16 protein-coding genes and 2 pseudogenes are annotated in these 20,845 nt (G+C 47.2%); 3 read left to right on the top strand and 15 right to left on the bottom strand.

All coding sequences use genetic code 11. From position 1 onward, the window contains the following. Nucleotides 1-98 precede the first annotated feature (98 nt). From LKE13_RS16365 to LKE13_RS16330, 8 genes and pseudogenes are all read right to left on the bottom strand, one after another. A complete protein-coding gene (locus tag LKE13_RS16365) occupies nucleotides 99-1,718 on the bottom strand; it encodes a GMC family oxidoreductase (protein ID WP_227952485.1) in 1,620 nt (539 codons plus the stop codon). A gap of 7 nt (nucleotides 1,719-1,725) precedes the next feature. Then, nucleotides 1,726-2,364 (bottom strand): annotated as a pseudogene (locus LKE13_RS16360) (fumarylacetoacetate hydrolase family protein). 85 nt (nucleotides 2,365-2,449) lie between these two features. After that, nucleotides 2,450-3,397: an aspartate/glutamate racemase family protein gene (locus LKE13_RS16355; protein WP_227952483.1), complete on the bottom strand. Its 948-nt coding sequence runs from the start codon at nucleotides 3,395-3,397 to the stop codon at nucleotides 2,450-2,452. Nucleotides 3,398-3,833: 436 nt separating this feature from the next. Beyond that, nucleotides 3,834-5,174, bottom strand: coding sequence for an MmgE/PrpD family protein (locus LKE13_RS16350; RefSeq protein ID WP_227952481.1), 1,341 nt, complete (start codon nucleotides 5,172-5,174; stop codon nucleotides 3,834-3,836). Then, nucleotides 5,171-6,367, bottom strand: a complete 1,197-nt coding sequence (locus tag LKE13_RS16345) for a M20 aminoacylase family protein (RefSeq protein WP_227952479.1) — start codon at nucleotides 6,365-6,367, stop codon at nucleotides 5,171-5,173. Before LKE13_RS16345 ends, LKE13_RS16350 begins: the two co-directional genes overlap by 4 nt. After that, a complete protein-coding gene (locus LKE13_RS16340) occupies nucleotides 6,354-6,890 on the bottom strand; it encodes a TRAP transporter small permease (RefSeq protein ID WP_227952478.1) in 537 nt (178 codons plus the stop codon). Before LKE13_RS16340 ends, LKE13_RS16345 begins: the two co-directional genes overlap by 14 nt. 23 nt (nucleotides 6,891-6,913) lie before the next feature. Then, a complete protein-coding gene (locus tag LKE13_RS16335) occupies nucleotides 6,914-7,894 on the bottom strand; it encodes a TRAP transporter substrate-binding protein (RefSeq protein WP_227952469.1) in 981 nt (326 codons plus the stop codon). 74 nt (nucleotides 7,895-7,968) lie between these two features. Then, nucleotides 7,969-9,258, bottom strand: a complete 1,290-nt coding sequence (locus LKE13_RS16330) for a TRAP transporter large permease (RefSeq protein ID WP_227952467.1) — start codon at nucleotides 9,256-9,258, stop codon at nucleotides 7,969-7,971. Between the two features lie 120 nt (nucleotides 9,259-9,378). On the opposite strand from LKE13_RS16330, the gene LKE13_RS16325 reads away from it, so the two are divergent. Both LKE13_RS16325 and LKE13_RS16320 read left to right on the top strand, forming a co-directional pair. Further along, nucleotides 9,379-10,287 carry a LysR family transcriptional regulator gene (locus LKE13_RS16325; RefSeq protein ID WP_227952465.1) on the top strand — a complete coding sequence of 303 codons (909 nt, stop codon included), beginning with the start codon at nucleotides 9,379-9,381 and terminating at the stop codon, nucleotides 10,285-10,287. 150 nt (nucleotides 10,288-10,437) lie between these two features. Beyond that, nucleotides 10,438-13,236: a penicillin acylase family protein gene (locus LKE13_RS16320; RefSeq protein WP_227952463.1), complete on the top strand. Its 2,799-nt coding sequence runs from the start codon at nucleotides 10,438-10,440 to the stop codon at nucleotides 13,234-13,236. Between the two features lie 249 nt (nucleotides 13,237-13,485). Here LKE13_RS16320 and LKE13_RS18955 read toward each other — a convergent pair. From LKE13_RS18955 to LKE13_RS16290, 6 genes and pseudogenes are all read right to left on the bottom strand, one after another. Continuing rightward, nucleotides 13,486-13,815, bottom strand: a pseudogene (locus LKE13_RS18955) (DDE-type integrase/transposase/recombinase); the annotation flags it as partial. A 111-nt stretch (nucleotides 13,816-13,926) separates the two neighbouring features. Beyond that, on the bottom strand, nucleotides 13,927-15,378 hold the full coding sequence (locus tag LKE13_RS16310) for an aspartate/glutamate racemase family protein (protein ID WP_227952461.1): 1,452 nt from the start codon (nucleotides 15,376-15,378) through the stop codon (nucleotides 13,927-13,929). Nucleotides 15,379-15,491: 113 nt separating this feature from the next. Then, on the bottom strand, nucleotides 15,492-16,238 hold the full coding sequence (locus LKE13_RS16305; RefSeq protein ID WP_321576150.1) for an amino acid ABC transporter ATP-binding protein: 747 nt from the start codon (nucleotides 16,236-16,238) through the stop codon (nucleotides 15,492-15,494). Nucleotides 16,239-16,244: 6 nt separating this feature from the next. Next, complete coding sequence (locus LKE13_RS16300; protein WP_227952460.1) at nucleotides 16,245-17,093, bottom strand: amino acid ABC transporter permease; 849 nt, start codon at nucleotides 17,091-17,093, stop codon at nucleotides 16,245-16,247. Then, nucleotides 17,090-17,836, bottom strand: coding sequence for an amino acid ABC transporter permease (locus tag LKE13_RS16295; protein ID WP_227952458.1), 747 nt, complete (start codon nucleotides 17,834-17,836; stop codon nucleotides 17,090-17,092). The genes LKE13_RS16300 and LKE13_RS16295 overlap by 4 nt, the downstream gene beginning before the upstream one ends. Nucleotides 17,837-17,919: 83 nt before the next feature. Continuing rightward, nucleotides 17,920-18,729 (bottom strand): transporter substrate-binding domain-containing protein, encoded by an 810-nt coding sequence (locus LKE13_RS16290; RefSeq protein ID WP_227952457.1) that lies wholly within the window; start codon nucleotides 18,727-18,729, stop codon nucleotides 17,920-17,922. A 339-nt stretch (nucleotides 18,730-19,068) separates the two neighbouring features. Here LKE13_RS16290 and LKE13_RS16285 point away from each other — a divergent pair, with 339 nt between their 5' ends. Then, nucleotides 19,069-19,971, top strand: coding sequence for a LysR family transcriptional regulator (locus LKE13_RS16285; protein ID WP_227952456.1), 903 nt, complete (start codon nucleotides 19,069-19,071; stop codon nucleotides 19,969-19,971). A 125-nt stretch (nucleotides 19,972-20,096) separates the two neighbouring features. On the opposite strand, the gene LKE13_RS16280 is transcribed toward LKE13_RS16285, so the two are convergent. Then, the gene (locus LKE13_RS16280) at nucleotides 20,097-20,804 is read right to left on the bottom strand and encodes an IS6 family transposase (RefSeq protein WP_227952455.1); all 708 of its coding nucleotides are present in this window, start codon (nucleotides 20,802-20,804) and stop codon (nucleotides 20,097-20,099) included. Nucleotides 20,805-20,845: the final 41 nt, after the last annotated feature.

The following is a 20,845-nucleotide window of genomic DNA, read 5'->3' as shown; positions in this document are numbered from 1 at the left end:
TAGTTTTTTTCGCGATATGACAGTCCGAAAAGGCATTGACGCGCAATAATCCATTAAGAAAACGTCATATTATAATGCCGCGTTAGTAAATAGATCGACTAACGTGTTAATGCGATCAGATCCGCCGCTTTTTCAGCTATCATGGTGACCGGAGCGTGAGTATTGCCGGAAGTTATGGTCGGCATGATAGACGCATCAACAATTCTCAACCCACCGACGCCGTGAACGCGGAGTTGGTCATCTACGACGGCATTTTCATCATTACCCATCTTAGCTGTTCCCACAGGATGGAATATCGTCGTCGAAATGTCTCCCGCTGCTTTCGCCAATTCCTCCGCGGTGCAAATATCCGCGCCGGGCTTGAGCTCGACAGGTGAAAACTCAGTCATTCTTTTTGTCGCCATCAATTTTCGGGCATGCAGAATACTGTCCACCGCGACGTTTCGGTCCGTCACCGTTGAAAGGTAATTGGGTTTGATTACAGGAAAATCACTCGGGTCATTGCTTCGAATATGGCATGTGCCACGGCTTTCCGGTCGCAAGTTACAGACAGAGACAGTAATGGCCGGAAACTTATGTAAGGGTTCTCCGAAAGCGTCCAGTGACAAAGGCTGAACATGATATTCGATATTCGCCGTGTCATATTCATCTGACGATTTTGTAAATATGCCAAGCTGACTGGGTGCCATCGCCATCGGACCCGACTGCTTAAGAAAATACTCCGCGGCAATCGACAATTTGCCAAAAAGGCTATTGGAGCGTTCATTCAACGTGGCGGCCCCTTCAATTCCGAAAATTGTCCTGATCTGCAAATGATCCTGCAGGTTCTCGCCGACGCCTTTGAGTTCATGAATGACCGGGATAGATTTATCCTTCAGAACTTGCGACGGGCCAATTCCTGAAAGCTGGAGAATTTGCGGTGTACCAATGGAGCCCGCAGAAAGAATAACTTCTTTCCGGGCTGTAACCTGTTCAACCACATTATTGCGTCTGAATTCCAGTCCAACAACCCGCTTGCCCTCGAATATCAGTTTCTCCACTTGGGCATTTTTTAATATCGTGAGATTGCTACGATTACGGACTGGATCAATAAATGCCTTTCGGGCATTCCATCGGATGCCTTTTTTCTGGTTCACCGGAAAGTAGCCAGATCCTTCATTGTCACCCGAATTAAAATCATCAGTCCGCGCAATATCAAGTTCTTCTGCCGCTTCACGCACTGCGTCCAGAGCGGGCCAAGCCAGACGCTGTTTTTCAACCAACAGCTCCCCATCCGTGCCGTGAAACTCGTCCGCCGCGCCATAATGATGTTCAGATTTTTTGAAATAGGGCAGTAAGTCATCCCACCCCCAACCGATATTGCCCTGCTGACGCCATATATCATAATCGCGCGCCTGCCCGCGCATGTAAATCATGCCATTGATGGAGGAACAGCCGCCAAGCACCTTACCTCGAGGATAGGCGAGGGAGCGCCCATTTAGTCCTTCTTCCGGCTCGGTCTTATAGCACCAATCCGTCTTGGGATTCCCCATGCAATAGAGATACCCAACAGGGACATGGATCCAGAACCGATTATCACTTCCCCCTGCCTCAATCAGCAAAACACGGGTGTCCGCATCGGCGCTTAATCTATTCGCGAGCACGCACCCCGCAGATCCGGCGCCAACTATGACAATATCAAATTCACCATAAACTGCGGGATTGTTCGAATTCGCCATGATGAAGTCAATCTGCCTTCTTGACGACAAGCTGCTCTTGATGGCCAAGACCATTGATTTGCAGGCGCATACGATCCCCTTCTTTCAAATAGAGCGGCGGTTTCATGCCCAGCCCTACCCCAGGCGGCGTCCCGGTAGAGATGATATCACCTGGTTCCAAGGTCATGAAACCACTAATATAGCTCAAGACCTTCGCGACCCCAAATATCATGGTTTTTGTTGATCCATCCTGCCGGCCCCCCATTCACCGTAAGCTTTAAGTTCACGTCACCGGGATCTGCAATGTCATCTGCGGTGACAAACCAAGGCCCAAGCGGGGCGAATGTGTCGTGACTTTTTCCTTTGGTCCACTGTCCTTCACGCTCAGCCTGCCATTCGCGTTCAGAGAGTTCATTGACAATGAAGTATCCCGCGACATAATCGAGAGCATTCTCCTCTACAACATTCTTGCGGATCTCGCGCGCAAACAGGGGCCAAATCTGTTCCACCAATAGCGCACAGTCTTGTGGCTGATATCAATGCCGAGCTCATGAAGAAGGTCTTCGACATTTCGCAGAGAAAGCGGAAATCGGACATACATCATCATCGCGAGGCGGATAATCTCAGGTAAGGTTTTAAAACTCCAGAAGGTATCCTTTTTTGTCATGCGCGGAGGCTAGTCCACGCGTAAATAGCCATCAAGCAATTTTCTCCTGACAAAGCCATCCATGCATCTTATAAATCCTCTAACCTCAGAGTTTCGAGGGTCTATATATTCGCTCAAAAAACTTCCCAGAGGTCGGTATATTGAGGAAATCGTTCCCTGTTATCGGGTCCTTTTCGCCATCTTTCTTCATATTCAAAAGCCCCTTCAAAGTATGCCCGCTTTGGGTAATTAAAGTTCTGACAAGGATATTTGCTGGATCGAAACAGTCGTTAGGAATCTTGCCATTGACAGCCTGGAATGGAAGCGGAAGTTCCGTACAACCGAGGATAAAGGCGGTTGCACCTTTTTGGCGAAGTTTGTCGATAACGCCATTAATTAACTTAAGGTCTTTTTGCATGTCGGGCGTCTGACCCTTGACCCCATAATTCGAGTTGTAAATGGCATCCATAATGTTTTTTTGATCGAAAACCTCTGGAAAAACGAGTTGCAGATCGCCGTATTTCTTAAAGATGTTATCGTAAACTTTTGATTTTCGCGTTCCGTCCGTCGCCATAAGGCCAACTTTAAGTACTTTACCGTTGTTCTTTTTAACTTTCTTGATTGCTTGAGCCGTTTCTTCAATCATGTGGACGATTTTTATCCGATTTACAAAATTAAGATTTTTTATAAACACATCCCAGATAGCCGGCGCATGAAAGGTATTGCAGGGAACCCCCAGCACCACTTTACAATTTTGTTTCATAAAGCCGTCCATTGCTCGATTCACAGCCTTTGCCATTTCACCACCTGGATTTGGCGCTTTTCGGTCCGAAAATAACCAAACGGTTCTGTCCAGAACACTTCCCGAGAAACTTAAATGAATGACAGATGCATGCCCTTGATCCTTGCAACTTCCGTTATCCGTCAGACCGACAATTTGATGGTGCGCTGAAACACCCGCTGCAGGACCAACACCACCCGCTAACAGAATGACTTTTTTAAATTGTTGAACATCAGTTTTTTTCTCTTCCGCTAAAACCTCTTTATCAGACATTTTTCTCTCCTTAGATGAACTAATAGAGAGTATTTAAAAAATATAATTACTATTTAAAGTTGTATATATCGATTATTTTGACCGCGATGTGAAATGCGGCAGTGGTTGGGACTGCAGGATATTTTGATTGCATGGTAGAAGAATACGGTGGCTTCTTCACCACTCAGCGACCGCAGTAGAATAAAAACAGAGAGCCCATGCAGCTCTTCGATAAAAAAACTGCCCAAACAAAAAAACCAATGCCCATGGCGGGACAACGTGTATTTCCCACTGTGGGCATTGGTTAAGTAGGAGGATAAGTCTGATGAGCCAGCCATCGTCCTCCAGGGAGATATCAAAAAGCTGAATCAGAAAGGTGGCAACCCAGCCCAAATATCTCCTTTTCAGCCCAAAACTCTAGATACCTCATATGCCATCAACGGCGTCAAATCAGACATTAGGAGCATTCGAGACTTTGGATATTTTTGAGGTCAGAAAATTTATCGATAACGGAGCGTTTCGTCTCCAGTCCAGACCAAGCAAGACAATCCGATATTTTCCTTTGCAGATCGTCTTCACTTAAAGGCTGGTTTGAACCGCCGATTAAGTCCGTTGCGACGATCTCTTCTTTTCTGCCCGATTTAAACTCGGCCAAAAGCGTTACCGAAATCGGGGTGTCGTCCGGACTCATATCAACGCTCTCTCGTCGGAATAACTCCAATTGTGTCGTTCTTTTCGTATCTTGAATTGCTTCTGGCGTGAAATGATGCAGTGATACATGGCCTTCACGCAACAGACATGCTGCAGGATAGGTAAAACTAAACCTTGCTTCATTTTCTGTAGTTGGACGGTCAAAGCGAAGGTTATCATATAATCTCTTGGGGAGCCTCGCCGTTACCTTGCAAAGATCACTGGTATCCGCTCCCAATTTTTCCCTTAATATTTCAATGGCATCCAGCGCCAGATGTGATGCAGCGCAACAGGGAAATCTTTTCGTCATCAAGCCGTGCTCTTCAATAGCCCAATGCGTTCCAAAGCCCTCGAGAGCTATGCGATCATCCACCTTTTTCCCATGACCATATAACTCTTGAAAGCTCCACCGTCCTGTCAGGAACTCCGATTGAGCTCCGATACCGGATGCCGCCATGCTGGCTGCCAAAACCGCATTGTGAGCCGCGAGACCTGCGTGTAATGGCTTTGTCGAAGTCCCAAACTGGAGTTTTGACCCAGCAGCAAGACTGAAACCAATGCTCATAGCGGAACAAATACTTTCAGGCGGCAAACCCATTAAGGCCGCCGCAGCACCCGCGGCACCAATAACGCCGACCGTGGATGTAGAGTGCCATCCGGCGCCGTAGTGACCAGGATTTAGCAGCGAAGAAACACGGGCCTGCAATTCAAGTCCAACCACATAAGCGTCTCGCAATCGTAGGCCCGAATGTTTTTGCATCTCGCCGATGACAATCAATGTCGGCACCAAGACCGCGCTGGCATGTGTATAACCGGGTAGGAAATTGTCATCAAAGTCTAACGCATGGGCGGCCATGCCATTGACCAGGGCGGCTCCGGCGGGCGGTAATTTCACATCATGCCCGAAAATCGTATGATTGCCTTCACCTTGAATCTTACGTGCCGCATCGAGGACGGAAAGCGTCGCCTTTTCTTGACTGCCTGCAAAAATACAGGCCAACGTATCTATGAAGGCATTATTTGCCCGACTATCACTAAGATCCGAGTTAGGTGACGGAAGATCTGCAGCCCATTCCGCCAATATGCTTGCGACTGGGACTTTTGTCATGAAACGCCACCAAGCTCGACACCAACAAGATTTACCCAGTAAGCCACGCCGTATGGCAATGCCTCATCGTTGAAATCATAAAGAGAGTTATGAACAAATTTGTTGGATTCCTTGTCACCGTTCCCAACCAGAATATAGGCTCCAGGCACTTTTTCCAGCATGAAGGCGAAGTCTTCAGAGCCACCTAGAGCTTGTCCTTTCCCGTCGACATTTTTATGCCCGGTCGTAAGTGTCGCCGCGTCGATAGCAGTAGCAGTTTGGTCCGGCCAATTAATCAAGGGTGGATAACGGCGGATGAATTTGTAATTCGCCTGACACTCATAAGCGCTTGCTGAAGATTGCGCCAGAACTGACAGTCTTGCCTCTATATTGTCACGCGTTTCAGGCGTATAGCTTCGCGCCGTCCCCCGAACCAGGACAGTGGATGGAATAATATTTGGCGAGTTGAATTCACCCGCTGCGATATGTCCAATACTAATCACTGCAGAATCAACAGCAGGGACGTTACGGGCAACAACAGTGGAAATATTGCTCATAAACATGGCGGATGCCATCGTCGGATCTGTTGCCAGATGCGGAGCGGCTCCATGACCACCCGTGCCGACAAACTCAACCTGCCATGTATCCCCGGCCGCCATCATCGGCCCAGATTTGATGACAAATTTTCCAACGCCAAGCCCCGGCATGTTATGCATCCCATAAACAACGTCACAAGGAAATTTATCAAACAAGCCTTGCTCGATCATTACGCGGGCACCGCCTTCACTTTCTTCGGCGGGCTGGAATATAAAATGAACGGTTCCAGAAAAATTACGATGTTTCGCAAGATACTTAGCCGCTCCCAGAAGCATTGCCGTATGTCCGTCATGGCCACAAGCATGCATTTTTCCAGCATTTACCGATTTATATTCAAATTCGTTTTTTTCATGGATGAAGAGTGCGTCCATGTCTGCTCTCAGGCCGATAGTTCGGGAGCTCGCGGTCTTTCCTTTTAGAGTACCAACGACACCTGTTGCCGCCAGACCGCAGTTTACCGAAATACCTGCTTTTTCGAGCTCGGCGGCAACGATTGCTGCTGTTCGTGTTTCCTGAAATGCTGTTTCCGGATATTTGTGAATATCCCGGCGCAACGTTACCAGCTCTTCAAAAAATTCAGGGTCAGCTTCCAAACCCAAATCACTATACAGAGTCATTTTCTTCTTCATTTCTTTTCGTTATTGGAAGGAGCGAAAGGCTAAGCCCATGTAGAAGTATCACTACAATGAATATCGGAACTCCGATCGCAACGTAGAAGGTCGATATTTCGAAAGTCTCTGCCTCCAGATACCAGTGCCTTGCCAGAAATCCGCGGACAAAGTTAGTGCCTGGACCAAAAAACGAGTACCAAAGTATGGGCAGTAAGAATATGAGCACGGCAGCCCACCGGACCAGGCCGGCACATCGTTTCAAGAAGATTGGCAGATTATCGGGTACGCGGGCAAGAACCGGGTCGAAACCGGCCTTAAACGACACGGTTGCCCCTAACAAGCCGACCCATACCATTGCATAACGGGCAACTTCTTCTGTCCAGGGTGGAGGCGAGTCAAAGACATACCTCGCCACAACCTGCAGGGCGATAGCAAACACCATCGCCCCGAGGAATGCTATGGCGGCAATTGTAACCACTCGGTCGCAACCGTTACTTATCTTGGTAATGGCCTTCGTTATGGACGTCATGGTACTCGCCTTTCCAGAAATTATTAGTTCCCTTGGTACTGTGAAGCATCTATGAGAATTTCGAGATCATCTTTCGAAACTATATCTTCCCAAATCGCCTGACTTGCCTGGACAAAGAGATCCCTCTCGCCAGGCTCCAATTCGGTTATAGTTACGCCTTCACCCTTAAGCATATTCAAAGCGTTTTTACTCCACTCTTCAGTCCACTTACGGTTCGCGGCAATGCCCTTTGCGACGGCTTCATCAACGACAGATTTATCTTTGTCATCCAGGCCGCTGTACCAATCCTCGGAAAGCAGCGCAACGCGAGCTGAAACACCACTGTCGAGAGGGGTAAAATGCTTCAAAATTGCTGTATGCCCATAAAGAAGTGCCGATGCGGGAGGGTTAAAGTAGCCGTCAGCAACACCTGTTTGAAGAGCGTTGGCGACCTCCGCCCAGCTGACGACCGTCCCTTTTGTACCCCACGCCTCAAACAACTTAATTTGCTCGCCGTCCTTACCTCGAATTCGAAGCGCTTTAACGTCATCTAGTTTGCTTACCGGCACCTTAGTGTTAAAGAGACCCGCGCTACCACCTCGCATAGGAAATCCGGCGAGGCGCACACCGTGCGGTTCGATCTGCTTGTTAATTTTTTCAATAATTTTCCCTCTTTTCATCGCTGTATCGAAATGGTCATTGCCAGAAAACAGGAAAGGCAGAAAAATACCCTTGCTAATAGGGGCGAGCTTGAACAGGACGGCTGAATTAGCCATGTCGACTTGAATCAGGCCTTGGGAAACCTGGTCGAACCGCTCTTTTTCCTTCCCGAGGGTATCTGATGGAAAAACTTTTGTCTTCATACCGTTAGCATTCAGATGATCGGCGAAAGCTTTAATAAAAACATATTCCCCATTCTTCTGGATATCTTCCGTTCCCGCGAGAGCAATTTTGACTTCCTGCGCAATCGCTGCAGACGAGAAGGTCAAAAGTAAAGCCATCGAAATACCTAATAAACGTTTCATGAATATCAATCTCCATTGAAAGTTAAAAATATCGTTTACTATGACAGGTGCACTGTCGAGATTTGGTGTAGAAGTTAGCCCAAGTATCCGAGAGCTCTTGGCAGCGCTAAGCTGATCTCCGGAACGAAGATCAGGAAGCCCAAGAAGAACAGTTCAGCCACCAGGAATGGGATAATGGCGCGAACAATACTCCAGTAATTGAAATTGGTTACCGTCGACAAGATTAGCAGCACACCCCCCAGAGGAGGTGTCAACAGGCCCACTGTCAGATTAAAGCCCACGACGATGCCCATATGCGTCGGATCAACCCCCATCAAGAGAGCCGGTGGGACAAGAAGAGGCGCAAGCAGTGCGACGGCAGCCTTAACATCCATCACCATTCCGGCAATAATCAAAATAAGGTTGAGGACTAACATATATCCTGTTGCCCCTAGCCCCATCGACGTTATCGACGAAGCAAGCAATTGCGGTATCTGCTCCAGAGAAGATAGATACCCAAATGTAGCAATGGCGACGAGAATTACGAAAATCGCACCCGTCAATATTATCGTCCGATGGGCAGCGGCAATCACTTTCGTGACATTAAGCTCCCGATACATAAATCCGACCAAGGCAGCAACAACAACAGCCAACGCGGCCGCCTCAGCCGGAGTCATGAAACCAAATAGAATTCCACTCAAGATGATGACCGGAAGACTGAGGGCCGGAAGGGCATGCGAGAGCGCAGGGAAAAATTTGGGGATATCCGACCCCCTGCCACCAGGATGGTCATACTTAACAGCAAAAAAACTATTAAGAATCATAAGCATAACGGCCAGTAGCAAACCGGGAACAATACCCGCAGCAAACAATGCGACGACAGAAGTGTTCATCAGCGCACCATAAAAAATTAAAATGATGCTGGGTGGAATGATGGGCCCGATAATGGATGATGCCGCCGTTATCGCGATTGCGTACTCCTTTGGATAGCCCTCTTTCTCCATAATCGGAACCAGAGTATTGCCGAGTGCGGCAGCGTCTGCCGTTGCCGATCCTGATACTCCTGCAAAAAAAACGCTCGTGAGAATATTGACGTGACCGAGCCCTCCCTTGAAGCGACCGAGGATGGTCAAGGAAAAACGGATCAGCGCATCGGCTATTCCGCCTCTGTTCATCAATTCACCAACGAATATGAACAATGGCATCGCAAGAAACGCAAAGACATCAAGCTGGCTAAAAACCCGCTGCGGCAAAGCCGCCAAAAATTGTGAGTTATCAGACACAATGAAGCCGATTACCGCGGACCCACCAACGAGGTAGGCAATGGCTGTCCCGGAAATCAATGCGACCACTAGAAATAGAAAGGGTGTCCAGATCAATGTCATTTTATTTTCCCTGTTTAAAGGAGAATGGCAATCACCGCTCAATAACACAATAGAAAATATATTGCCTATCCATAGCTTTTTACTATAGATTGTGCGGCATACAAAACTGGGTATCGACTAATGCGAATACTAACTCTCCAGCGTCTCGAAATTTTCAAAACTATTTACGAGACTAACAGTATAAGTGAGGCTGCACGCCGCCTAAATCTGGCGCAACCCACCGTCAGCCGGCACATCAGGGATTTTGAGGCCGCTTTAAAACTCAGCCTTTTCATTAATAAAAGCGGGAGAATAAAACCGACCTGGGAAGCGCATCGCCTATTCCAAATTTGCGAAGGAGCATACGAAAGAATACGACAGGTTGAAAATGACATTGCCGGAATTCGCGAGGGGCGAGGCCAAACATTACGCCTGATGTCTGCTCCAAGTTTCTTTTCGTTCCCGTTCCTCGCCGTTGCCCTGAAAAGAGTTAAGGAAGAATACCCAGAAATTGATGTATCGGTGGACGTCGGCTCAAGCGCCAATCAAATACAATCCCTTCGAGAGGGAAATATAGATGTCGGCCTCGCCGCTGAAATACCTGAAACCCCAGAATTGAAGATTTCTACCATAGGGCATACGAAAATTGTGATGATTGTCCCGAAAAATCATCCCATGGCGCAGGAGGATGTCTTCCCCATATCGGCTATGGAAGAATACCCTTGTGTTATGCCTTTCACCCGCGCGCCTGTCGGCAGGTTTATTGACCGGGAACTAACAAAGCATGGTATTTCAGCGAAAAGATTGATGACCGCAGTTTCCCCAGCAATTGTACCGCGGTTGGCCGAAGCACTTGGCTGTTGCGGGATTTCAGACAGCCTGACAGCTGCTGCAAGCGCGCATATTGACATAAAGGCAATACCATTATCCGTCGATATTAGCGTTAGAGTACAAGCTATTCGAAATGCAGGTGCAGCAAATCGGGCTGTCGATGACCTTTACATTCGTTCGTTACGCGACTCGATGTTACTGTTATCGAATACGCAATAACAGCACTGCAAATACAAAAATTATGCAAATCCGAACGTAGAATTATTAATTCCAAATATTAAAATACTATCGGATCGATATTTAATTTTACTTTTCACAAAGTAGAAAATTTTTACGTCTTCTTTTTTTTAACCAAGGAGATGAAAAATAATGCGTAGAATATCAAAAAGATCCCTATGCACTTTCCTTTTTACAACATTTATTTTGCCAGGTGCTGCGTTTGCGGAGCTCTCGATAAATAGAGATGAATTTGGTGTCCCTGCCATCCGGGCTACCACTAATAAGGAATTGTTCTACGGGCTGGGTTATTCCATGGCGCGAGACAGAATAGGTCAAATGGCCGCCCTTTTGCGCCTCGCTAACGGAAACTCAAAAAAAGATGAAAATGTTTTCCCCTACAACGTTATTATCAGAAGCCGGTATCCAAACATCCATAGCCAGCTAAATAAAGAAATAGAGAACTTTGGTAATTTGGAGGACAATATAACGACGCTTCCCCTTGCCGTTGCAGATTGTATGGCCGCCGGTATTAACCAGTTTTTGACCGATCTTAATTCGAAGCCTTCTGTAGATGGCAAAGAAGCGGTAAAGAACTCCTGCTATTCAGGTCCGTTGCAGAAAAAAATTCGCTCGCAACTTTCTTTTGGAGATGCCTTGGATGAAGGTGAAATCAAACAAATTAAACTCGCACTAGATCATTGGGAGTTCCCTGGGAAGTGGACCAGATTCGACATATTCCACGTTTTCCATAATAGAATTATGGATATGTTTTCAGCAAGAAACGATCAGCTGAACGGTCTCGCCTTCTATAAAGCTCTGGAAAGCGCAAACCCAAACGATCTTGAAAGAGCCCGCCGTCTTTTCAATACGAGTAAATGGGTAGCTGATCCAAATGCAGCCACGGAGATTCCGGTGCCCAACGACGAAGAGGGCGCGAAGATGCGCAAAATGATGGCGCAATATCGCGACATGATGGAAGGGGCGTTTCTTGAGTCAGATAAGAGTGCGCAATGCCACATTTATTCGTCCGCAACCGACTTTGTGAAAAAAGTTAATGGTCGCCCGGATCAAAAGCTTGCTGCCGCGGAAATGTATCCGACAACGGCAAGTAACTTCTGGGCTGTTGCCGGAAAAAGCGTCGACCCTAATTTGAAAAGCCTGTTGATCAACGGTCCTCAGACCGGCGCACTTGATCCGAGCTTATTCTATCCGATTAATCTGAGCAGCGAAGAAGGTTTCAGGTATGCTGGCACTACTTTCCCCGGTACTTTTTCACCTCTCACCGGCCAAAATGGAAATCTTGCATTTGGGGTGACTGCCGCCAATAACGGGAGTTCCGATCTTTTCTGTATAGATGTTGCGATGAGCCCAAATGGGAATTACAAATCCGCCGAAGGTCTAGAACTGGCGCAAAACCCTGATCTTAGGGAAATTGGCGTAACAGGATATTATATTAGGGGTACCAACTGGCCGGTCGTCTTGTTGGATAAAAACGAAAATGGTAGTAAAGCGGTTGCCTTTGTTAAGCGCCTGAGTTGGGAAGGACAGACGATCCGCTCATTCGCCGCCGGCATTGAGGCAAGTCAGGCGAAAACAATAAAAGAACTTCAAAAGGCGCATGATTCCTTCGGGGGTAACTTGAATGTCGTGGCGGCCCATAAATCCGGCATTATTCTCTTCCGTTTGACAGGTGTTATTCCGCCTCGCATCGGTACGAATGTTGACAAATCGAAGAATCCCTTCGATCCAATGAACTTCTTGACCAAATTTGATCTTCGCATGCCAATTCCAATGTCTCCTACCAAGGGTTGGCGCAAAGAATCTCCTCAGTATTATAAACTTAATTATGCCACAGATGACGGCGCGATCACGAGTTGGAATCATAAACCTTACCTGATGATGCAGGATCCGGACTATATCCATTCCGCCTGGTTCCAGTGGGATCGTTCGCTGTATATCGTTGACGCCCTGAAAAACACGCGGCCATCGGTATTGTCGACGGCTTTGACGAATGGAGTTTTGTCGTTAAAGGACGTTTATTACGGTCAGTTCAAACAATTTCTGGAAAAACTGGATGTCAATTCGTTAAACGGCGATCAACGCAAAGCACTTAAAAAAATTCTCACATGGAATGGATATCGTGATGATGCGAATAATTTGACGCGCTATGATGAAGATAGGTGGGTGAATGGCGGTCAGGTTCTTTTCCAGCTCTGGTTGCAGGAATTTGCGAATTTGTTCCAAATTCCTGTTCTTGCGGGCGAAAAAGAGGCGCGTGAAGGTCTGGCAAGAGCCTGGACCGCAAACTTTTCCAAGTTGAAACAGCCGAAGTTTTCTAATGGTACAAAACGCAAGCTAACTTTTGATACAAGTTCCAACATTCATCCGATTGGCCGCATTATGCTCAACAACCTGCATTTCATTTTTAGAAATGTGCAGTATGCCGACCCAAATGCTTACGACATCATCGGTGGCACTAATTCTGATAATATTAATAAGAAAACGTCGCAGAAGAAGGCGCTTATGATGATGGCTACTGCTTTGAAAATGGCCAATAGTCAATTCGACAAAATGTATTCCGAAGTAAAGGACAGTAATGGAAATATTCCGGCGGCGTACCGGAGCTATTATGGCATTTCAACTAGAATGGCGGAAAAAGCAACAACTAGCCGTCGGAAGCCAACGCTCAGCATACCTTATTTCCGCAATCGCGGGGCTCAAAACCATATTGTCGCGTTTGATAGTAGAGAAAAAGTGACAGCCTATAATGCCATTCCCGGCGGAGTTCGCGAGTATCGTGGAGACAAAACAAAGTTTACCGACAACCAAGTGCCGCTATACCGTGACAATGACTTCCGGCCAATGATTGATTTTTCACTGCCGATTGGCGAAAAACCGAAACCACAACAAACGCTCCGCAAGGGACATAAGATTAAATCTAAGCTGTAATCAATCAATATTTATCGTTCTCAATATATTATTCTTTCTGTAAGTTGAATTGGCCCGTTGATTAAACGGGCCAATTTAATTTCCCGTAATAGTATATTTGGTGCTGTCAGACGAATGCGGCCTCGTCTCCGTATGACGTAAAATGGCACAAAGGCCCCGCTATTGTGCTGCACTAAGCTGCTGCCACTCCGCCAGCGCGGCACAATATGAACGTAATCTATCCGTCACTATTTGATGCGGACGTCCTTACCGTTTCATAAGCTTCTTAAGAAATATGATCGCTGCCTTGCGATCTCGGCGCTTGGAAACATAGACTTCCAGCACTTCGTCCTCATGGTCGATGGTTCGCCGAATGTAATATGTCTCGCCATTGATCTTTACGAAGACTTCGTCAAGATGCCATTTCCAGTTCGAATAATTTTGAGGTCGACTGACCCGTTTCTCACGAATTTCGCGCGCGAACAGTGTGCCAAATTTATTCCATCAATAGCGCACAGTCTTGTTGTAAATGTCGATACCCCGTTCATGAAGTAAATCTTCAACGTTGCGAAGGGACAACGGAAATCTGATATACATCATCACACTCAGGCGGATGATCTCAGGTGACGTTTTGAAATAGCGAAATGGGTTATGTTCTTTTCATTCAGGAAGAGTAGAAAATGAATAATAGGACAACAAGCCATTTTCTTTTTACAAAGCCGGGAGTTTTTGCTTTCCAGAAAAATCGACGCATTTTCGAGCGAGAATTTGGGTTGGATCAAAAAGTATTAGAGATTGAGTATCGCATTGTTCGGGCGCGATGAGTGGTAGTTCCGTGCAACCCATGATGACAGCTTCGGCACCATTATCCGCAAGTGCCGAAATGGCTTCGATCATATGCTGCCGACATAGACCTTCTCTATGGCCCGCCTTGACGCCCATCTCACCGTAAATCGCATCCATAACCTTCGCCTGGACATCGGACTGAAGAACGACCGGCACCAGATTTTCGGCGCGAAGAGCTTCCTGATAGAGACAGCTAGCGATCGTTCCTGATGTCGCCAAAATCCCAACCTTTCGTATTTTCGGACGACTCTTGCGAATATGGTCGACGGTTTCCGTCAGAATATTGACAATTGGTATATTCAAATGACGCTGAATGCGATCGACATACGCATGCGCAGTATTGCAGGGAATTGCGATTATATCTGCGCCACCACTTTCCAGTTTTTTGCAGGTGGAATACAGCGCGAGAGTGGGATCCGTCCCGTCTGATAATAGATTTGACGTCCGATCTGGAATCTGCGGGTTTTGCTCGACCATAAGTTTGATGTGATCCTGATCGCGCTCCGCTTCAGTCGCAGCAATGAGCTTGGACATGAAATCTATTGTCGCGGCGGGTCCAACACCTCCGACAATTCCGATCTTGAACGGTTTGCCATATACTTCAGAAGTTTGGCTCAACGCGAATTGCGCATAGACTTCGTTGGTGTTGATGAGCGGAATGTTCCTGTGGCGACTCATATTAATATTCATCAAGGGTATTTCCGTCATACCCGGGACGATGATTTCAGCATCATTTTTTACAAGATTGGCAATAACATTTGCAATGCGGTCATTTACTTCATTTCCGCTGTGACCGGCCTTAAAACCCGCCGTGCCATAGATGGCTTGCAGCATTTCCGATTGGGCTTCCTTATCAGGATAGATCACCTCAATTTGCGGCCCCAACAAATTATCAAAGAGTCTTTTATCTCGTACATAAGGTGTTGTCAGAACACCTATTCGATGAACCCCGGAATAATGATCGTGAATATACTCGCCAATGGCTTCCATCATGGAAATTAGCTTAATTCCGAGTTCCACGCGCAATTCTTCGATAAAGGTGTGAGTGATGAAACATGGCAAAAGCGCAGCATCGCACATGTTTTTTTCCATGCGGGCCAGGGTATCATACACATAGAACTTGCGGTGGGTCGGGACATAATCTTTGTCTGCGGCGGAGATACTTTCCATCAGCGGCTTTTGTTCGAAGGAGATCTCTCGATGATCCCCTTCAGATCTGATAGGCGTCAGCCGAACTATTTGATTGAGAATGTCAGCACCCGCGCGCGCACCTAGTCCTCCAACAATGCCCAGCTTTAAGTGCCTGCCAGATGTCATCTTAAACTTCATCTCCGTAAGAAGAGCAACTTATCGCGGGCTGTCTTAAGCGACGATGTTACCAAAAGCCTCCGCAATTTGGCTTTTCCAATTTGAATCAGGAATTTCAGGGATTATAAAATCTGACTTAGAAACTCTTTCGTTCTCGGATCCTTGGCCTCGGAGAAAAAAGTCTCCGGTGGACCGTGCTCAACAATGACACCACGATCCGTAAAATAGATGTGGTCCGCAACTTCACGCGCAAAGGCCATTTCATGCGTTACAAGAATACACGTCATCCCTTCTTCCGCTAAAAGCTTGATCGTTTGCAGAACCTCGCCAACAGTTTCCGGGTCGAGAGCCGCTGTCACTTCATCGAACAGGATAACATCCGGATTCATGGCCAACGAACGGGCAATCGCAACGCGCTGTTGCTGCCCACCGGATAGTTCTCCCGGATAGGCGTCTTCTTTCCCCTCGAGGCGTACCTTTCTAATCAGTTCCCGTGCAATTTTTTCAACTTCTGCCTTATCCTGTTTCAGCACCCTGACAGGCGCCATCATGATATTTTGTAAGGCCGTTTTATGAGGGAAAAGATTATACTGCTGGAAAACCATGCCAACTTTCTTTCGAAGCTCCAGTTTATCCAGCTTGGGGTCATTTACTTCCTGTCCCTCAACCAGTATGGAGCCCTTCTGAATATCATTGAGGGCATTGATGCAGCGTATAAGTGTGGATTTTCCGGAACCGGAAGGCCCTATGATGCAGATAACTTCACCTTTCATGACATCGAGCGAAATGCCTTTGAGTACTTCAAAGGCTCCAAAGGACTTATAGACATCACGGATGGAAACCATGGGTTCGTTTATTGTCCAAGTCATCAAATTCTAACCTTTCACCGCAAATTTCTTTTCCAAATAAACTGTCCACCGCGCGATCGGATAGCAGTAGATGAAGAAAATCAGGAGCACGAATGAGTAAAAAGGAGCAAGCAGATCCGGGCGGCCGCCTTCGGACGCCAAAGCCCGACCCGTGGTCGTCATCACCTCTGAAACACCAACCACCGAGGCAAGTACAGTAGCCATCGTCAATATGGAATAAAGGTTCATCCAGGGCGGCAGCATGCGTTTTACACATTGGGGCAATATAACCAGCCACAGGGTCTGCCGACGCGAATAAGCAAGGCTTTCCGCAGCCTCCCATTGTCCACTTGGCAATGAATTGACCGCCCCCCGGACAATCTCCGACATATTGGCCATAACCGGCAATGACAGACCAATCGTTGCCTTCAGCCAGTCAGGGAGCGGAATATCTATTCCGCCAATGCTAAATTCGAAAGGCAGAAGGAACATCGCAAAAAACAATAGAACCAACCAAGGTGAGTTGCGGAAGAATTGAGTGATAAACCAGCAGAACTTGCGCAACCCAGCGTTCGGAGAGATCTGGCCAAGACCAAGAACGGTTCCCGCCGCTGTACCAATCCCCATTGCCAGCATGGAAATGGCGATGTTGAAAATAAATGCCGTCAGTAACAACGGCATCCAACGTAGTAGAATTTCGAATACGGACGCTTTGATCGGATCCGATTGCGCAAATCCGGCTGTCGAGGTCAGCAGGCAAATGCAAAGCAGGATAATCCCGTGCCACAGCTTCAATCGGAAACTGAATAAACTGCCTGATTTAGCCTTGGCAGGCAGTAATACAGGCAGGACAGATTTCAGAGTCGTTGTTCTCATGATCCATACCCCGGAATTCTTAAAGCCCGTTCCCACCGGTTCGTGCACCACACCAACGCCCCGACGAGAATGAAATAGGCAAACAGCAAGAACAGCATCATTTCGGTAACATTAACATTGTCCGACCAGATTTGATTAGCCTCATACAGCATTTCCGGCACAGCAATCGCATATGCAAGCGTGGTCGTTTTCACTAGGTTTACGAGATTGTTGTTGAGGGAGGGAAGACACACCCGGAAGGCAAGCGGCAGAGTAATGTCTTTATAAATTTGAAATTTGGAAAACCCCAAGGCTTCCGCCGCCTCAACCGTGGAGTTAGGAACAGCTTCGATACCGGACCGAAAAATTTCCACGTTGAAGGCACCGGCAAAAAAGGAAAGCGAAATCACGGCCCATGCAAAATTACCCAGAAGCGGCGCTTCGCCCCCCCACTCCGTCGCGACTTTCGGCATTAACGAACCGATGGCAAAATAGAAGAAATAGAGCTGGACCAACGGCGGCGTATTTCTAAACAGCTGAATATAGGCATCGACAATTCGGCGCGTCCATTTAAGTGAGGAGCCTTGCAGCCAGGCGCCGATAATGCCGATGATGACCGAGAAGAAAAGACAGACGACGGATAATTTAATCGTCATCAGAAAGCCTTGGAACATCCGGTTACGGTCATAGGAATCATATAAGAAGGGAAGGTTTATCCCCGTCTCTTCATAAAGGATCCGGAACCATTCAAAATATTCCTGCATATTACCTGCCCCTGGGTATTACCGAATTCACAAATGGTGGGTGTTGCGCCCTACGACGCAACACCTTGGGAGGAATGTGCAGCCTATTTGTACTTTTCGTGCATTGCTATGGCGAATGGCGTGTTGGCAACGCCCCATTTTGTCTCAAGCTCCAGAATGCGGCCTGACTTGTGCCAGTCGATCGTCATTTCGCTCATGAAGTCCTTGAATTTTTCTTCGCCCAACGGAACCGCCAGGCCCCATGGGGCATCATCAATGGTTGGCAAAGGCATCTCATATTCTTCGAAGCCAGCTTCCTTGGCTTTCGCAACGATCGCAGAATCATCATAGACAAACGCGACACAGCTACCTGCCTGCAATGCTGCATAGGCTTCCGCTGTGCCTTTAAAGGCGACGATTGTCGCACCGTAATTTTCGGATGTCCGCTTATTATAAAAAGCGCCTTGGATACCGCAAACAGGCTTACCGTTCAAATCTTCCCATTTCTTAAAGCCATATTTTTTGGGTGCCAGGATATTTGTACCTGATGAATAATAATTTGGATCAACAATGCCGACGACCTTCCGGCGATCTGGCTTATCCGTCATCGTGGCAATCATGAGGTCGATCTTGCCCTGCTCGAGGAATTGCATCCGGTTTGAGCTGACAACTGGCACAAATTCAATTTCCACACCGAGTTTGTCTGCAACATCTTGTGCGAGTTCTGGTTCGATTCCAATGGACGCACCGGAAGAATCCAAAAAGCCATACGGCTTGTAATCGGCTTTCACGCCAACTTTTATTACGCCTGCCGCTTTGATGTCATCCAGCGCCTCTGCATTCGCGACCTGACCTGAAAGGGCGGCTGCGCCCAAGCATAAAGTGCCAATGATGCATTTGATAGTTGTCTTCATTGATTCAGTCTCCCTAGTTTATATCCGCAACAATTACGCAAATTTTGAGAATCTATGCGGTTTAATTCTCCACAAATTTTTCTTAACGCACGCCACTATCTACCAATTAAACGAACTCAATATTTTCAATTGGAATTTGTCGTATTTTTTATCCTTCTCCCAAACAATCGAATGCGAATGATAATCGCTATTGAACACGTCACTTCATGCGAAAGCAATAATATAAACGCATAATAGTCGAACTCTTTCCATTGCAAAAACCGCAAGGGCTATGCAACATTTGCATCATGTAATTCCTGAAATCTGGTTTACCGTTACAACGTAAAAATGGAGAACAGCATGGAATTGGCCTGGCTTGAAGATTTTTTGGCATTGTCATCCCTCAGGATTTTTTCCCGTGCAGCGGAGGCGCGCAATGTAAGTCAGCCGGCCTTCACACGCCGAATTAAGAACCTTGAGTACTGGATTGGGACACCATTGTTTGATCGAAGCGTACATCCCGTTCGGCTTACCCCTGCCGGAGAAGTGTTCAAGCCAACGGCTCATGAAGTGATAAAATCACTTTCGATAGCCAAGGAAGAAGCACGGGATCTGGCATCACGACATGGTGAAATCATCGACATTGTCGCGCTTCATACTCTCGCAATATCCTATTATCCAGTCTGGATATCCGAAATCGAGCGCTCCCTGGGGGCACTGAAAGTTCGGATTAATGCTGAGAATTTTTCCAGTTGTGTCGAATCACTTCTCTCGGATTCCAGCGACTTCATGCTGTGTTACCAGCATTCTATCGTGCCCACCACGTTCGACGATGACCGTTATCCCTCGATTAAACTGGCTGAAGACCGACTGATTGCTGTTAGTGCACCAGATGCAGCTGGAAACCCGAAACATACCATCAACAGTGGGGGGAATTTTCCTTACCTGGCCTATACTGCGGAAAGCCTGTTAGGTCGTGTTACGAGCTATGTTCTCGAAAAATCAAACCTCACTGAATATGCGGAGTTTCGATATGAAAACTCGGTATCGGAAGCTTTAAAGGCTGCATGTGTTGAAGGTCTTGGCGTCGCATGGCTCCCTTCGATCGGCATTAAAAACGAACTTAAAGACGGGAGGTTGATACGAATTAGCTCTTACGACCAGGAAACAAGTTTATCAGTAAAACTACACCGCTCGATAGAGAGAAGCCGTACCGAAATTGAACGGTTGTGGGCGTTGTCTTCAAGCAAGAAACTGAATTGAGTTGCCGAGCAAACGCCGGAACTGTGCCTTCAAAAAAAGCATGACCGGGCAGGGGGAAAAGAGGTGCTGTCAGACTAATGCGACCTCGTCTCTGTATGACGTAGAATAGCACAAAAGTGCCTCCATTATACCGCGCTAAGTTGCTGCCACTGGGCCCGTGCGGCATTTCTCTGAAGCTTGAATTTTTCTCGGTTGGCTAAGTGGCGCTCAAGGTTGAAGTGGTTATGGGCTGATGCGTGGATTGAGGCAAATTTCTGCAAACAACACCGGCGCCTGAATTGCAGCATCGCCTGCCCTCTTTGTTGGAACGGGAGATGGGAGTTTTCACAGCGATTGTTCTTCCACCGCCCGACTTCTTGTATCTCAGCATTTTCGATGGTTTTCATTGCGGCACGATATGAACGTAATTTATCCGTCACTATTTTGCGCGGGCGTCCATACCGTTTCATAAGTTTCTTAAGAAAAACCATTGCTGCTTTGCGATCGCGGCGTTTAGAAACATAGGCTTCCAGCACGTCCCCCTCATGGTCAACGGCACGCCAAAGGTAATGTGTCTCTCCAATTATCTTTACAATGACCTCATCGAGATGCCATTTCCAATTTGAGTAACTGTGAAACGGTTGGGTCCGCTTCTTACGGAGTTCGCCGACGAACAGTGGGCCAAATCTGCCCCACCAATAGCATACTGTTTCATGACAGATATCGATGCCGCGCTCATGAAGAAGGTCTTCGACATTGCGAAGTGAAAGAGGAAAACTGACATACATCATCACCGCCAAGCGGATGATCTCAGGTGAGGTCTTAAAATAGCGAAATGGATTATGTCCTGTCATACAGAGAGATTAAGAATCCATATATTGGGGACAAGCTATTT

Origin of the sequence: Sneathiella sp. HT1-7 (assembly GCF_020731145.1) — a bacterium.
In the GTDB taxonomy this organism is placed as follows: Bacteria; Pseudomonadota; Alphaproteobacteria; order Sneathiellales; family Sneathiellaceae; genus Sneathiella.
This window is presented reverse-complemented; position numbering and strand designations above follow the sequence as displayed.